The sequence below is a fragment of the Streptomyces sp. V4I8 genome, from assembly GCF_041261225.1.
GTDB lineage: Bacteria > Actinomycetota > Actinomycetes > Streptomycetales > Streptomycetaceae > Streptomyces.
This window is the reverse complement of sequence record NZ_JBGCCN010000001.1, coordinates 1,272,281-1,287,632: the sequence shown is the minus strand read 5'-3', so window position 1 is coordinate 1,287,632 and position 15,352 is coordinate 1,272,281. Positions and strand designations below refer to the sequence as shown.

General features: G+C 70.6%; 12 protein-coding genes and 1 pseudogene. 6 read left to right on the top strand and 7 right to left on the bottom strand.

Annotated features, from left to right (window positions below; genetic code table 11):
- Positions 1–72 precede the first annotated feature (72 nt).
- Together ABIE67_RS05805 and gap are read left to right on the top strand one after the other, a co-directional pair.
- A pseudogene (locus tag ABIE67_RS05805) lies at positions 73–1,030 on the top strand (GlxA family transcriptional regulator).
- Positions 1,031–1,147: 117 nt separating this feature from the next.
- Complete coding sequence (gene gap, locus ABIE67_RS05800) at positions 1,148–2,146, top strand: type I glyceraldehyde-3-phosphate dehydrogenase (RefSeq protein ID WP_370254302.1); 999 nt, start codon at positions 1,148–1,150, stop codon at positions 2,144–2,146.
- 58 nt (positions 2,147–2,204) lie between these two features.
- On the opposite strand, the gene ABIE67_RS05795 is transcribed toward gap, so the two are convergent.
- On the bottom strand, positions 2,205–3,143 hold the full coding sequence (locus tag ABIE67_RS05795; protein ID WP_370254298.1) for a YhjD/YihY/BrkB family envelope integrity protein: 939 nt from the start codon (positions 3,141–3,143) through the stop codon (positions 2,205–2,207).
- Positions 3,144–3,435: 292 nt separating this feature from the next.
- Here ABIE67_RS05795 and ABIE67_RS05790 point away from each other — a divergent pair, with 292 nt between their 5' ends.
- Together ABIE67_RS05790 and ABIE67_RS05785 are read left to right on the top strand one after the other, a co-directional pair.
- Positions 3,436–4,170, top strand: a complete 735-nt coding sequence (locus ABIE67_RS05790; RefSeq protein ID WP_370254294.1) for a GAP family protein — start codon at positions 3,436–3,438, stop codon at positions 4,168–4,170.
- A gap of 122 nt (positions 4,171–4,292) precedes the next feature.
- Positions 4,293–6,131, top strand: coding sequence for a glycoside hydrolase family 15 protein (locus ABIE67_RS05785; protein WP_370254290.1), 1,839 nt, complete (start codon positions 4,293–4,295; stop codon positions 6,129–6,131).
- A gap of 31 nt (positions 6,132–6,162) precedes the next feature.
- On the opposite strand, the gene ABIE67_RS05780 is transcribed toward ABIE67_RS05785, so the two are convergent.
- The 3 genes from ABIE67_RS05780 to ABIE67_RS05770 form a co-directional block, all read right to left on the bottom strand.
- Positions 6,163–7,050 carry a cytochrome d ubiquinol oxidase subunit II gene (locus ABIE67_RS05780; RefSeq protein WP_370254288.1) on the bottom strand — a complete coding sequence of 296 codons (888 nt, stop codon included), beginning with the start codon at positions 7,048–7,050 and terminating at the stop codon, positions 6,163–6,165.
- A 235-nt stretch (positions 7,051–7,285) separates the two neighbouring features.
- Complete coding sequence (locus ABIE67_RS05775) at positions 7,286–7,576, bottom strand: SHOCT domain-containing protein (protein WP_370254285.1); 291 nt, start codon at positions 7,574–7,576, stop codon at positions 7,286–7,288.
- A gap of 243 nt (positions 7,577–7,819) precedes the next feature.
- Positions 7,820–8,716 (bottom strand): PfkB family carbohydrate kinase, encoded by an 897-nt coding sequence (locus tag ABIE67_RS05770; protein ID WP_370254282.1) that lies wholly within the window; start codon positions 8,714–8,716, stop codon positions 7,820–7,822.
- 467 nt (positions 8,717–9,183) lie between these two features.
- Between ABIE67_RS05770 and ABIE67_RS05765 the strand changes: the two genes are divergently transcribed.
- Positions 9,184–10,389, top strand: coding sequence for a glycoside hydrolase family 64 protein (locus ABIE67_RS05765; protein ID WP_370254278.1), 1,206 nt, complete (start codon positions 9,184–9,186; stop codon positions 10,387–10,389).
- Positions 10,390–10,537: 148 nt separating this feature from the next.
- On the opposite strand, the gene ABIE67_RS05760 is transcribed toward ABIE67_RS05765, so the two are convergent.
- On the bottom strand, positions 10,538–10,981 hold the full coding sequence (locus ABIE67_RS05760) for a DUF6325 family protein (RefSeq protein WP_370254273.1): 444 nt from the start codon (positions 10,979–10,981) through the stop codon (positions 10,538–10,540).
- A gap of 185 nt (positions 10,982–11,166) precedes the next feature.
- On the opposite strand from ABIE67_RS05760, the gene ABIE67_RS05755 reads away from it, so the two are divergent.
- Positions 11,167–11,301 (top strand): hypothetical protein, encoded by a 135-nt coding sequence (locus ABIE67_RS05755; RefSeq protein ID WP_370254269.1) that lies wholly within the window; start codon positions 11,167–11,169, stop codon positions 11,299–11,301.
- Between the two features lie 10 nt (positions 11,302–11,311).
- Here the strand turns inward: ABIE67_RS05755 and ABIE67_RS05750 are convergent, their stop codons facing one another.
- Positions 11,312–12,301: a TIGR00341 family protein gene (locus ABIE67_RS05750; protein WP_370254266.1), complete on the bottom strand. Its 990-nt coding sequence runs from the start codon at positions 12,299–12,301 to the stop codon at positions 11,312–11,314.
- A gap of 219 nt (positions 12,302–12,520) precedes the next feature.
- On the bottom strand, positions 12,521–15,277 hold the full coding sequence (locus ABIE67_RS05745) for a SpoIIE family protein phosphatase (protein ID WP_370254262.1): 2,757 nt from the start codon (positions 15,275–15,277) through the stop codon (positions 12,521–12,523).
- Positions 15,278–15,352 lie beyond the last annotated feature (75 nt).

Here is a 15,352-nt window from a genome sequence, read left to right as displayed (position 1 = left end):
CTGCTTCCCGACGAGGCCGACGGCGTCGGTGCGGATGATCGTGGCGGCGCCGACCGCTTCTACCCTGTACCCGTGCCACCCTCCCGCCTGCACCGTGTCGCCGTCCTGGTGCTCGAAGGTGCCAAACCGCTCGATGTCGGCATTCCGGCACAGGTGTTCACGACGCGCGCGAGCATGCCGTACGAGGTACGGGTGTGCGGCGCGGCGCCCGGGCCGGTGGCCGGCGGGGACGGTCTGGCGTACCACGTCGCCTACGGCCTCGACGCGCTCGCCTGGGCCGACATCGTCTTCGTGCCCGGACCATCGGTTCCCGGACCGCGAGGACCCACCGCGGTCCGTCGTCGACGCGCTGATCGCCGCCCACGACCGGGGCGCACGCCTCGCCGCCATCTCGACGGGCGCCTTCGCGCTCGCCGCCACGGGTCTGCTCGACGGCAAGCGCGCCACCACGCACTGGCACTACACGCGGGCGCTCGCCGAGAAGCATCCCCTGGTCCGGGTCGACGAGAACGTCCTGTTCGTCGACGAGGGCAGCGTGCTGACGTCGGCCGGCGCCGCCTCGGGCATCGACCTGTGCCTGCACATCCTGCGCGGTGACCTCGGCGTCGCCGCCTCCAACCACGCGGCCCGGCGCCTGGTCGCGGCCCCCTACCGCAGCGGTGGGCAGGCGCAGTACGTACCACGCAGCGTGCCCGAGCCGCTCGGTGAACGGTTCGCCGCCACCCGGGAGTGGGCCCTGCATCGGCTCGACGAGCCCCTCAGCCTGGATGCCCTCGCTGAGCACGCGGCGGTCTCGCCGCGCACCTTCTCGCGGCGCTTCGTCGAGGACACCGGATACACGCCGATGCAGTGGGTCATGCGTGCCCGCATCGACCTGGCCCGCGAGTTGCTCGAACGGTCGCAACGGAGCGTCGAGCAGATCGCGGACGACGTGGGTCTGGGCACCGGCGCGAATCTGCGCACGCACTTCCAGCGCATCCTCGGTACCACCCCGAGCGAGTACCGCCGCACCTTCACCCGCGGCGAGTAGCGGGCCGTCCGAGCCGTGGCGCGATCCTTGCGAACCATGGCGCTCTCGCCACTGCCACGGCCGGATCCCGCACAGGAGCCTGGTGGTGACGAACCGTAGGGACATCAAGGGGCATCCATGACTCGCATCGCCATCAACGGATTCGGCCGCATCGGGCGCAACGTGCTGCGCGTCCTGCTCGAACGCGACAGCGACCTCGAGGTCGTCGCCGTCAACGACCTCACCGAGCCCACCGCTCTCGCCCGACTCCTGGCCTTCGACTCCACGGCCGGCCGGCTCGGCCGTCAGGTGACCGTGGACGGCGACACCCTCGTCGTCGACGGCCGCCGCATCAAGGTGCTCGCCGAGCGTGAGCCGGCGCAGCTGCCGTGGGCCGAACTCGGCGTCGACGTCGTGCTGGAGTCGACCGGCCGTTTCACCTCCGCCAAGGCCGCCCGCGCCCACCTCGACGCGGGCGCCAAGAAGGTCCTGGTCAGCGCGCCGTCCGACGGCGCCGACGTCACGCTCGCCTACGGGGTCAACACCGACGCCTACGACCCGGCCCTGCACACGATCGTCTCGAACGCCTCCTGCACGACCAACGCGCTCGCACCGCTGGCCGCCGTCCTGGACGAACTCGCCGGCATCGAGCACGGATTCATGACCACGGTGCACGCCTACACGCAGGAGCAGAACCTCCAGGACAGCCCGCACCGCGACGCCCGCCGGGCCCGCGCCGCCGCGCTCAACATCGTGCCGACCACGACGGGCGCCGCCAAGGCGATCGGCCTCGTGCTGCCGGGCCTCGACGGCAAGCTCTCGGGTGACTCCATCCGCGTACCGGTTCCGGTGGGCTCGATCGTGGAGCTCAACACCACCGTTGCGCGGGACGTCACCCGCGAGGACGTACTGGCGGCCTACCGCACCGCGGCGGAGGGTCCGCTGGCCGGCGTCCTCGAGTACTCCGACGACCCCCTCGTCTCGTCCGACATCACCGGCAACCCCGCCTCGTCGATCTTCGACTCGGCCCTCACCCGGGTCGACGGCCGCCACATCAAGGTGGTCGCCTGGTACGACAACGAGTGGGGCTTCTCCCACCGCGTGATCGACACGCTGGAACTGCTCGCGAACGGCTGACCGGGGCCGGACCCGCGTTCGGCCGTGACCCGGAGGTGTGGCCTCCACCACGGTTCGCTCACGCGTGTTCGCTCTCGTCAGGCGGCGACGCAGGGGTACCGAGGCGGCGCTTCAGAAAGGGCTCCTGGGAGAGCACCGCGCCCGCGCTGAGGCCGATGGCGATGGCCACACACACGATGATCAGCCAGGACAGCAGGATGAAGACCGACCCCGCGGAACCGTAGTCGGCCAAGGCCCGGTTGAGTGCCCGTGGCATGTAGAAGTGCGCGGTCACGGAAAGGCCGCTCACCGCGATCGCCGTGATCACGGCGCCGGGCAGGAGGGGCGCCCAGCGGACGACGCCGGCCAGCAGAAGGTGCTGGGTCCACCACCACATGGCCACCTGCATGACCAGGATGACCAGGATGACCGCAAGTCCCAGCCCCACCATCCCTTGGCCGAACCCGTTGTGCAGCAGTCCTTGCACGACCAGTGCGCCGAGCCACAGGGCGATCCACGCCAGCCACCTCCACGGGGCCAGTTTCGCCCCCGCCCGGGGCAGCAGCCAGGCCCGTCTGCACAGCCGCTGCACCGCGCGACTCACCGCGGTGGCCGACAGCAGCACCATGAGCAGGCCTACCAGGCCGGTCGCCTGGCGCAGATCGTCGGGAGGGGGCTGGAACGCCTGCTTCACCTCGTCCTTCGCCTGCCCGGTCAGACCGAAGACGGCACTGATCGATGCGCTGACCTGGTCCCGCACCGCCGTCGGCGCGTACGCACCCACCACGAACAGCAACGGAACGGCCGTCAGGAAGCACTGCGCGGCGACGCGGGTCGCGGAGTCGAAGATGTTCACCGACGCCATGCGGTCCACGAGTCCCGTGACCACCGGGAAGCGGGTCTCCACCCGCGCGTGGAAGGCTTTCTGCCAGGCAGCCAGTTCCCGGACACGGCCACGCCACCATGACACGCGCAGCAGGGAGCGGACCCGCCACCGGTCGCCGGATTCCCGCCTCATCCCGTCGAGTCGACTCGGCCTGCCGGCGCCCTCGCGCCTACCCCCGCGCCGCATCAGCCGCCGGCGCGCGTGGTGCCCGGGCACGGCGTCCGGATCCCAGCTGCCGACGGCACTCCTGCGCAAGTGTCCATCGAGCCGCTCCTTCCCACCTCCAGAGTGCGCGACGCGGCGGGCTGCGGCACTCCGCCGCACGTGGGGCGTACAGGGGAACGAAACGGGGCACCTGCCATGAGATGCGGCGGATCACGGCCGTGCATAGGCTCGACCCGTACGGTGCCTGACGGGATCGCCCATGGTCTTCGACCTGCTCCTCATCGCCCTCGCCATCACGCTCGACCCCCTTCCCCTCATGGCGTTCGCCCTGGTGGTGGCATCCGCCAGAGGCGTACGGACAGGGCTCGCCTTCATCGCGGGCTGGTTGGCGTGTTTCGTCGCGGTGATCGCTCTGGTACTGACGCTGACCGGCGGGCAGCCCCCGGAGCCGAGGTCGCCTCCCTCCACGGTGAACCTCGCGGCCAAACTCGTGATCGGGGTGTCGCTGATTGTGTACGGCGTCCGCCGCCACCGACGGCCCGTCCACCACCGCACGCCGAGCGGGACCACCACCGAGGTGCCACACCGCCACCCGGGCCGAACCGATCCGCCCGCCCCCGTCTCCGCGCCGTCGCGTGGTGGGCCGTCCTCCTTCCTCCGGGACCGGCTGGACCGGGGCGCGATCTGGCCGGCGGCGGGACTCGCCGTCCTTCTCCAGCCGTGGGGACTCGTCGCCGGTGGAGCCGTGACCGTGGTGGATGCCGACGCCTCCCACCCCATGACCTGGCTGGTGTTGTGCGCGTTCTGCGTCCTCGCGACCGCCAGCCTGCTCACCGCCGAGCTGTACGTGGTGCTCCATCCGGCGTCGGCCCAGCGCCGGCTGCTGGGGCTGCGTACCTGGATGGGGGGCCACGCACAACAGGCGATCGTGTTCGGCAGTGTCGTGATCGGCCTGTGGCTGACGGGAAAAAGCATTTACGAGCTGGCAGGTTGACATACGGCACCGCGCGGCGAGGGACACCCACGGCCCTCGTTTCCGCGCGCCGATCCCGGGCCCTCGGCTTAATCTGATGCGTGGGGCGTTCGGGTGAATCGCGCACCGAAAGGGCGGCCCCGATGGACGACTACACACTGATCGAGAACCACGGGCTCCTCGGCGATCTTCAGACGGCAGCGCTGGTGACGTCCGACGGCCGCGTCGACTGGCTCTGCGCCCCGAGATTCGATTCGCCCAGCGTGTTCGGCGCGCTGCTGGACAAGGAGAAGGGCGGGCACTGCACGGTCCGGCCGAGACACCATGCCTACGCGACCAAGCAGTTGTACCTCCCCGACACGGCGATCCTGGTCACCCGCTTCATGACCGAGGCGGGTGCCGGAGAGGTGATCGACTTCATGCCGGTGACCGGCAGGACGGTCACCGAGAGCCACCGTCTGGTGCGCATCGTCCGATGTGTGCGCGGCAGGATGACGTTCGAGGTGGAGATAGCGCCGCGGTTCGACTACGGGCGGCAGGCGCACCGGTTGCACATCAGCACGCACGGGGCGGTGTTCGCCGCGAAGGACGGTTCGGAACTCACAGTCCACCCCATCCGTGAACCGGACGACGAGCGGTTGCTCGACGTGCTGGCCGACCGCCGCGACGCCCTGCACTTCACGCTGACCCTGGAGGCGGGCCAGGAGCGCGGGCTGTGCCTGGAGTGGGCGGCGGACGGGCCGCCCAGGGAACTGCGACTGGCCGAGTACCAGCAACTCTTCGACGAGACGGTGCAGTTCTGGCGTACCTGGCTGCGCCAGGCGCAGTACACGGGTCGCTGGCGCGAAACCGTGGAGCGCTCCGCGATCACACTGAAACTCATGACCTTCGCGCCCACCGGAGCCGTGGTGGCCGCCCCGACGGCGGCGCTCCCGGAACAACTGGGCGGCGAGCGCAACTGGGACTACCGGTACACCTGGATACGCGACGCGTCCTTCTCGGTGTACGCCCTGGTGGGGCTGGGCTTCACCGACGAGGCAAGGGCGTTCATCCAGTGGCTCGCCGACCGGGTCAAGGAGCGCGCCGGACGACATGGCGACACGGGTCCGCTGAACATCATGTACAAGGTGGACGGCTCCTCCGACCTGGACGAGGAGACCCTCGACCACTGGGAGGGCTATGCGGGTTCCGCCCCGGTGCGCATCGGCAACGGCGCGGCCACGCAACTCCAGCTGGACATCTACGGCGAGGCGCTGGACAGCATCTACTTCGCGCACCGGCACGGTCTCCGGATGGGGCACCACGGATGGAACGCGCTGCTGACGAACCTCGACTGGCTGGTCGACCACTGGGACCAGGCGGAGGAGGGCCTGTGGGAGACCCGCGGCGGGCGGCAGGACTTCACCTATGGCCGCGTCATGTCCTGGGTGGCCTTCGACCGCGCCCTGCGGCTCTCCGAAGCGAACGGCAGGCCTGCCGCCGCGGAACGCTGGCGCAGGGCGCGGGACGACTGCTACGAGCAGGTCATGGCCAAGGGCTGGAGCGAGGGACGTCAGGCCTTCGTCCAGCACTACGGCAGCGATGTCCTCGACTCCTCGCTGCTGCGCATGTCCACGGTCGGGTTCATCACTCCCGAAGACCCCATGTGGAAGGCGACTCTCGGCGGCATGGAAGAGGAACTGGTCAGTGACAGCCTGGTCTACCGCTACAACCCCGAAGCCTCACCCGACGGCCTGCTTGGCTCGGAAGGCACCTTCTCGCTGTGCACCTTCATGTACGTCGACGCCTTGGCGCGCGCCGGACGCACCGACAGGGCGCGGTTGGTGTTCGAGAAGATGATGGGGTACGCCAACCATCTGGGCCTGTACTCGGAGGAGATCGCCCCGACGGGCCGTCAGCTGGGCAATTTCCCGCAGGCCTTCACCCACCTCGCCCTCATCGACGCGGCCGTCACCCTCAGCGCGGCTCTCGACCGAACCTGACGAGGCCGGCGGCCGGGGCCGGCCGTGGGACTCAGCCCTCGTCACCGGCACCGCGCCGCAGATCGGCGTCGGTGAGGCCCTCCAACTCCCCGTGGGTGTCCAGCCAGTAGAGCAGGACGACCGCGGGCATGACGAGCACGACGGCGACGAGGGTGACCAGGCCCAGCCAACGCAGGGTGGTGTCCGCGCCCGCCCCCTCGGCGACGGTCAGCGAGGTCGGGACGAGATACGGGCGCTGCGCCATGCCCCAGGCGATGACGGCGGACGCGACCACGCCGACCGCCGTGACGCGGGACCAGCCGCCGGAGGGACGAAGCAGCAGCCAGGCGGTGGCGAGGGTGCTCACGGCCGCCACGACCACGAAGACGAGTCCTGCTCCGTGCGTGAGCCCGTGCCACACATGCGCCGCGTCGTCTTGTGCGACGACCGGAGTGATCACCGCGAGGGCGGCGACGGCGCCCAGCGCGGCCAGTGCCCGCCGCCGGAAGTAGCCGTCCAGATCCGGCGCGCCGAAGCGCCGGGCGTCCGCGGCGAGGAACACCGCGCCCAGCAGGGCGGTGGTCGCCACGGCGAGCAGACCGAACAGCACGGGGGTGGGGTGGGCCCAGGCCTGCTCCGAGGGTTTCGTACCGGCGGTCACTCGGCCCGACGCCACTCCGCCGGCCGCGACGCCGAGGAAGAACGGTGTCAGGAGGGAGGCGACGGCGAACACCGCGCCGTACAAGCGCCGTCCGGCCAACCGCCGGGCGGACTTGCGCAGCGCGAAGCCCGCGCCGCGCAGCACGGTGCCCACGGCGGCCAGCGTGAGCGGCAGCCACATCGACTGGAACAACTGCTGGAAGAGGACGGGGAAACCCGTCCACATGATGACGAGTACGAAGATCAGCCAGACGTTGTTGACCTCCCAGACGGGGGCCATCGCGTGGTCGATCAGCCACCGGGGGCCGCTTGCCGCGCTCCGCTCCGGTCAAGGCCGGAGGACAACTCCCGGCAGAGCGGCCAGGGCCTGGCCCGGGCGTGCGGACCAGGGCCCTCTGGTAGGCCCGGCTCCGCAGGAGGGCACGCAGCCGGTCGGCGTCTGTCGGCTGCGTACCGGCAGCGGGGGGGAGAGAGAGTCGGAGGCCTCGGCTCGCGCGCTATCCGTTCCCTCCGGGTCAGCCGAGGATCCGGCGCTTCTGGGCCTCGAACTCCTCGTCGGTGAGCACTCCCTGGGCCTTGAGATCGCCCAGTTGCTTCAACTGGTCGATCTTGGTGGTCATTTCGTCGGCGGCCGACGGCGGTGCGGTGGCTGCGGGCGGTGTGACGTCCTGCTGGTAGGCGAGCTGTTGTTCGCGGTCCTGCTCGGCCCACCGGCCCGCCTGCCGCCGTGAGACGCGGTTGGACACCGCCGTGGCCGTCCCCGAGATGACGGCCGTGCGGGCGACCCCGCGAAGGAGTCCTGGCATGTCACTCATCTCCCTGTGATCCGTGCGTGGTGTGGAGGGCCGACCTCGTGCCCGGTGTCAGAAGGGGGCTCGGGCCCGGTCACGCCTCGTCGGGCGGCGGTCACCCGAGGCACAGCCGGAGGAACAGCCCCTGTGGCCATTGCAGCACTCGGCTCGGCCCGCTGCATGTCCGCTGCGACCGCGCCCACGCCTGCTGCTGTGGCAGATTCCGTTCCAGGGCGTCGCCCCTCGCAGGGCACGGCGTCACCCGTCCCGCATCCAGGCCCGGGTGCCGAACGAGGCACACGACCGCGAGGCCACCACGGCCGCGGCACGCAGGGCCTCGACGAAGCCTTGTACGGTCAGCTGCCGCTGTCCCGCGAGCTGGTGGGTGAGCGCGCCGTGCAGTATGTCACCCGCGCCCAGCGTGTCCGCCACCCGCACAGGAGGCACCTCCACGGTCCCGGCGCCGTCGGGGCCCGCCCACACGATGGGCTGTCCTCCGTGGCTGACGGCTGACCACATGACCCCGTGGTCCCGCAGAAACCGCAGGGTGTCCGCCGGTGTGTCCGTGCCCGGTGGGCGGAAGTCGGCCGAGCATACGGCCACGTCGATCGACGGCAGCAGGTTCTCCGTACCCGGCTTCCAGCTGCCCCCGTCGAGCACGGTCCGGCGACCGGCGGCCCGCGCGACCTGGGCGGTGGCCTGAGCCAGCTCCCCGTGGTGGCCGTCGAACTCGACGATGTCGCAGGCCGCCACCCACGTGTCGAGATTGTCGGGCGGACCGAGCCGGTGCCCCGTGGCATTGGTCGAGGCGACGGCGCGTTCTCCGCTGGACGCGGTGACCAGGGCGCAGGACACGGCAGGCGGCTCGACCGAGTCCGCTGCCAGGTCCGACACGGTCACGCCCGCCCGGTCCAGGTCCGCGGTGATCGCATGTCCCATGGGATGGGAACCGATCGCGGTGAGCAGCGAGGCCGCGCCGCCCAAGTGGGCGAAGGCCACGGCCGCGTTCGTCGCCGGACCGCCCGCCCCCACGACCTGCTGACGAGCCGTCAGTTTCTCGTCGGGAGCCGGCACGTGATCCACGAGCTGGATGACATCCAGCGTGCACAGGCCGACGAACAGGCCCGCGGGGCGGCCCCTCGTGTGCGGCTCCATCCACGAGCACCCTCTTTCGGCTGGGCGTGCGGCGTTGCTGTCGGGCCTGCCACGGTATCCGTCCGGACTGTGCCACGGTCGTCGGACTGAACGAGGTCCGGTGCCGGCCCGGTGCGGGGCCGTGGTCGACGTGCGGGCGTGCCGACGGCGGCAGTGCCGTCGGCCACGCTTCCGCCTCCTTGGCTCGATGCGCGAGAGACGGCGAGCGCCCGGCGCGGGCGACGACCGGCCGCGCCAGGCCGTGCCGCGGCCGGGCGTAGACCTCTGCGGGCCAGGCTGTGCCGCCGCCGGGCGTCGACCTCTGCGGACCAGGCTCGGGGGCCCCGCGGGCACGCCGGCGGGACGGCCGGGCGCACGGCAATCGGTCCCGACATTCGTTCCGTTTATTGACAGGTCCATACCAGCGCGCAACTCTGAGAGCGCTCTCAAGAACTTCTCGATCGGCCATCGTCGAACGGAGACAGAGCATGTTACGGACACTCAAGCGCCGGGCCACGGCCGTGGGGTCGGCCCTCGCCACGGTCCTCGTCGGCACGCTGCTCGCGACCGGAGTGGAGGCGCCGGCCCACGCCGCCGTCCCGGCGACCATCCCTCTGAAGATCACGAACAACTCGTCCCGCGGCGAGCAGGTGTACATCTACAACCTCGGCACCGAACTGTCGACCGGACGGCAGGGATGGGGCGACGCCAACGGCACGTTCCACCCCTGGCCGGCGGGCGGGAACCCGCCGGCCCCCGCGCCGGACGCCGCGATCCCCGGCCCGGCCGCAGGGCAGTCCACGACGATTCGCATGCCGAAGTTCTCGGGGCGTGTGTACTTCTCCTACGGCCAGAAACTGGTGTTCAGGCTCACCACGGGAGGCCTGGTCCAGCCCGCTGTGCAGAACCCGACCGACCCGAACCGGAACATCCTGTTCAACTGGTCGGAGTACACGTTGAACGACTCGGGCCTGTGGATCAACAGCACACAGGTCGACATGTTCTCCGCCCCGTACTCAGTCGGAGTGCGGCGAGCCGACGGCAGCACGGCAAGCACCGGCCGGCTCAAGGCGGGCGGGTACAACGGCTTCCTCAACGCCCTCAGGGGGCAACCGGGAGGCTGGGCCAACCTGATCCAGACCCGCCCCGACGGCACCGTACTGCGCGCCCTGTCGCCGCTGTACGGACTGGAGACCGGCGCGCTGCCCGCTTCGGTCATGGACGACTACGTCAACCGCGTCTGGCAGAAGTACTCCACTTCCACGCTCACGGTCACGCCGTTCGCCGACCAGCCCGGCACCAGGTACTTCGGCAGGGTCACCGGCGGCGTCATGAACTTCACCAACGCCACCGGCACCGTGGTCACCAGCTTCGAGAAGCCGGACGCGTCCTCCATCTTCGGCTGCCACAGAAAGCTCGACGCACCGAACGACCTAATCCGCGGCCCGATCTCGCGCACACTGTGCGCCGGGTTCAACCGCTCCACGCTCCTGGTCAACCCCAACCAGCCGGACTCCGGCGCCGACGCCTTCTACAAGGACGGCGTCACCAATCACTACGCCCGTAAGATCCACGCGCAGATGGCCGACGGGAAGGCGTACGCGTTCGCGTTCGACGACGTGGGGCATCACGAGTCCCTCGTGCACGACGGCAACCCCAGCCAGGCCTACCTCACGCTCGACCCCTTCAACTGATCACCCGTCAAAGACGGGCAGGCAGCGGCACACACTCCCTTTGCCGGGGCGGTGACCGCCGGTGTTGTCGACGGTGACCGGCGCCGAGAGCCGATCGAGGTGCCGGTCACCCGCTCACCTTCTGCCCCTGCGCCGTCACGGTTTCCGGTCAGCGAGGGGCGTCGGTCGCGTCGAGGGCGGCGACGAGGTCGGGCACCGGGATCCGCCCGGAGGCGACCATCCTGGCACCGCCACGGCGCAGGGCTGCGGCGAAGGGCGCGGCCCACAGGTTCTCGTAGATCAGGATGCCGGCGGAACTGCCGGGTTCCAGCGCGGTGCCGGCCTCGTCGATGTCGTCCTGGCCCAGGAGACCGGACGACGCACCCTCGAAGACGGCCAGGTCGAGCGTGCCGTCGCCGGTGAGATCGGCGATCTCCATGCCGGTCACGGATCCGTCCTCGTCCTTTCTGACGAACACCAGGTCCATGATCCGAATGAGACCGCGGTCCACGAGATCGACCAGGAGGGGGAAGCCCTCGCCTGTCATCCGGTTGCCGGGGAACTCCACGACCAGGTAGTCGATCGGGCCCACTTCGTCGAATTCGTCGCTCACGGTGTCGCCTCTGATGCTCGTGCTCGCGGCTGCCCCCTTGTGACACGCCCGCCTCCTGCGTCGGGGAGCGCACCTCAATTGCAGCATCGGCGCGTGGCCTTCGCACCTCCGAACACCGTCCACTCGCCTGGTCCGCCCCATGTGCGGGCGGCGGTCACCAAACGAGTCACCCGACCACGGCAGTCGTGGTGTGGACCGTGGTGATCATGCTGGTGGGCTTCGCGATCCGCGCATTCCTGAACGACGCCTCCGCACCGCCCGCCGGCTCCCCGGCCGATACCGCCGCTCCCTGCTCGGCCCGGCCGGCGATTTCCGTATGACCCGGACCGCTCAGCCGCCGACTGTGCCGGCATCGATGCGCCGACCGCGCGACGCGTCCACCACGACGGGGATCCCGTCCGGGATCTGTCCGTCGAGCCGGTCGAGCAGCGGCTCCACCGGGGGGAGATCTCCGGGAGCGCGCACATGGATGTACATGGTCCGGGATTCCGCGTCGACACCGGTGACGGAGGCGCCCGGCTCGTCGGCGAGCCACTGCTGCGCCGCGCCCTTGGTCCGGTCCGTCCAGGCGTCGAGCAGGAGTGTGAGGACGGTGTTGGCCGTCAGCGGCACGAACACGACGGCGAAGAGCAGGGCCATGGCGGCGTATGCCCGGCGGGCTGGCCGTCCGGCCGCTCGGTCGTCCTGAGTGCGGTAGCCGAGGGTGGCGAAGACCACCATGCCGCCGAAGACCAGCGCGAAGAGGTTGGACACGAACAGCATCAGCGCCCCCAGCGCGAGCCATCCCGCCAGCCGGCCCAGGCAGACGCCGGTGACCACCAGGGGCGGAACGAGCGAAATGGCGATGGCGACTCCGGGCAGCACGGCGGCGACATCCCGTCGGGCGAGTGCCACCGCGCCGGCGAAGCCTGTGGCCAGGGCGGCGATCAGGTCCATCAGGCCCGGCGAAGTCCGTCCCGAGATCTGGCTGTTGGAGAGCAGGTCGTAGTCGCCGGGGAGCACCGTCGAGAACACCATCCCGATGGCGATCACCAGCAGGCAGGCGAGGAGGACGATCCTGACCGAACCGGTGCGGCGGCGCTGCACCGAGCCCAGGGCAATGCCCATGATCGGCGTGGACAGCGGCGCGATGATCATCGCGCCGATCACGGTGGCCGTCGAGTCCGTGAGCACTCCGCCGGCCGCGATGACCGACGAAAGCGTCAGCATGGTCCAGAAGGCCGAACGCTTGGACCTGGTGTCTCCGGACGACAGGTCCAGATCCTGAGCCAGTTCCTCCAGCGAGCGGCGCTGGGAGGCCGGCAGAACACGGGCGCGCACTCCGCTGAGCATGCCCCCAAGTAACCACGGTCGGCCCGGCCCCGGTGGGCGGGACACGGTGTGGGCGTGCAAGCCGTGAGCTCGATGGACGATCTTCTCTTCGCCCGCCTGGACTCGGGCGTCGGTGCTGCACGGCGTTGAACTCGGGCCCTGGGGGCTGAGCGGGCGAGGTTCCGTGGGCGACCACCCGTGCGCTGCCGGTCCCGTGCGCCGCCGCCGTCACGTCGGGGTGTCCGGGGCGGCTGCCTCTTCGGCCGGGGGCGTGTCCGCGTGGGCCGGTGCCGGGGCGGGCTGCCGGAGGGCGTCGGGCAGGGCCTGTTCGGCCCAGATCACCTTGCCCTGCGGGGTGTAGCGGGTGCCCCAGCGCTCGGCCATCTGCGAGACCAGGAACAGGCCCCGGCCTCCCTCGTCCGTCGTAGCGGCGTACCGCAGATGCGGTGAGGTGCTGCTGCCGTCGGCGACCTCGCAGATCAGCGTGCGGTCGCGGATCAGCCGTACGTGGATGGGGCCGGCGCCGTAGCGGATGGCGTTGGTGATGAGCTCGCTCAGGATGAGCTCCATGGTGAAGCCGAACTCCGACAGGTCCCACGCTTCGAGCTTCTGGGACACGGCCTCGCGCATGCCCGCGACGGCGGCCGGGTCGGGCGGTACATCCCAGTCGGCGATCCGGTCGGGCGGCAGTTCCCGTGTGCGGGCGACGAGGAGGGCGACGTCGTCCTTGGGGCGCCCGGGGAGCAGACTGTCCAGCACGTGCCGGCAGGTCTCCTCGGGGGGCCGGCCGGGGTGGTCCATGAGCGCGTCGCGCAGCAGTTCCATCCCCACGTCCAGGTCGCGCCTGCGGTCCTCGATGAGGCCGTCGGTGTACAGGACGAGCTGGGTTCCCTCGGCGAGGCACAGCTCCGCGGTCTGGAAGGGCAGGCCGCCGAGGCCCAGGGGCGGACCGGCCGGCACGTCCGGGAAGGTGACGGTTCCGTCAGGCTGGACCAGCGCGGGCGCCAGATGCCCCGCCCGCGCCACGACATAGCGGCGCGTCACGGGGTCGTAGATCCCGTACAGGCAGGTGGCGCCCACGACGCCCGCCGCGCTCTCCGCGGCCTCGTGCTGGTCGATGCTTCCGACCAGGTCGTCCAGATGGCTCAGCAGCTCGTCGGGTGGCAGATCGAGGGCGGAGAAGTTGTGCACCGCGGTCCGCAGCCGTCCCATCGTGGCGGCGGCGTGCAGGCCGTGGCCGACCACGTCGCCGACGGCCAGTGCCACCCGGCTCCCCGGCAGGGGAATCACGTCGAACCAGTCTCCGCCCACGCCCGACTGTGCGGGGAGGTAGCGGTAGGCGATGTCGAGGGCGTTCTGCTCGGGCATGGCCTGGGGCAGCAGGCTGCGCTGGAGGGTGACTGCCAGGGCGTGCTCGCGGGTGTAGCGGCGGGCGTTGTCGATGCTTATCGCGGCACGGGCCACCAGCTCCTCCGCCAGCGACAGGTCGTCCTCGTTGAAGGGCTCATGCTGGTCCGCGCGCCAGAAGTTGGCCACGCCCAGCACGACGCCACGCGCCTGGATGGGGGCGGTGATGAGGGAACGGATGCCGTAGTCGATGATCGCCTGGGCGCGCTCCGGGTCCTGTACGCGCCATTCCGTGGCGGTCGGAAGATCCCGCACCAACTGGGAGCGGCCGCTGCCGTAGCCGCGCGCCTGGGGCGTGGAGGGCAGATAGTCGAAGAGCCGGCCCTGTTCGGAGAGCGGATGGTCGTCCCGGGAGCCGCACACGGCCGCGCGTCGCATGTCCGTCGCCGTGGGGGCCGGCTCCTCGCCGTGCAGGACGGCGTCGGCCAGGTCCACGGTGACGAAGTCCGCGAAGCGAGGAACGGGGACGCGCGCCAACTCGTCGGCGGTGCGCAGCACGTCCAGGCTGGTACCGATGCTCAGCCCGGCGTCGTACAGCAGCCTGAGCCGCTCCCTTGCCACCTCCGCCCTGCCGGTCAGAGCCTGCAGCTCGGTGGAATCGCGTAGCGTCACCACCGTTCCCTTGGGACCTCCGTCGCGATCCGTGGGCCGTTGGTTGACCGCGAGCAGTCGCTCTCCCGCGAGGTGCACCTCGTCGGTGGCCTCGCGCCCGGAGGCGAGCAGCGCCTTCGTCTCGGGATCGAGGCCCGGCAGTTCCGAGACGAGCCGTCCCTCGACGTCCGGGGGCAGCTCCAGCAGTCGTCTGGCCTCGTCGTTCGCCAGGATCAGCCGCCCGTCGGCGGCCACGATCAGCACCCCTTCCCGCACGGAGTGGAGCACCGTGTCGTGGTGCTCGTACATCAGGGTCATCTCGTCCGGGGCCAGGCTGTGTGTCTGCCGTCGCAGCCGCCTGCCCACCAGTGCCGTCACCCCGGTGGACAACGCGAGCGCTCCGGCTCCGGCGCCCAGAATGATCGGTAGTTGCCGGTCCAGCTGGCTTTCGACGTTCTTGACCTTCATCCCGGCCGAGACGAGGGCCACGACCTCGCTGTCGGCGTTCTCGATCGGGACCGTGGCCTGCACCTCGCGACCGAGCGGACCGTTGACGCTCTCCACGTAGACCCTGCCCGCCAGCGACGGCCCGATCTCGCCCACGAACCGCTTTCCGATCCGGTCCGGCAAGGGGTGTGTGTACCGGATGCCCTGGGTGTCCATGATCACGATGAAGTCGACGCCGGAGGCCCGCCGGGCGGCCTCCGTGAGCGGCTGGAGAATCTTGCTCGGATCCGGGGTCTGCAATGCCGCCAGGACGCCTGGTGCGTGCGCGAAGGTCTGCGCCACGGCCGTGGAGCGGCGCCTGGCCTCGGCGTTGGTGTCCCGCTCCGACTGCAGGATGAGAGCGAAGACGCCGCAGGCCACGAGCAGCACGACCAGAGCCACCTGGAAAACCAACACCTGCCCGGCCACGCTCCGCGTGCTCTTGCTGATCAGACGCTTGACCGACGACAGGTGTCGAAAACGGGCGAAACTATTCGCCATGCGACCTTTGTAACACCGGTGATCCCGAGTGGCCAGAGGCCGCCCGATCCTCGTTCGGTCGACCTCGGGTGCCCC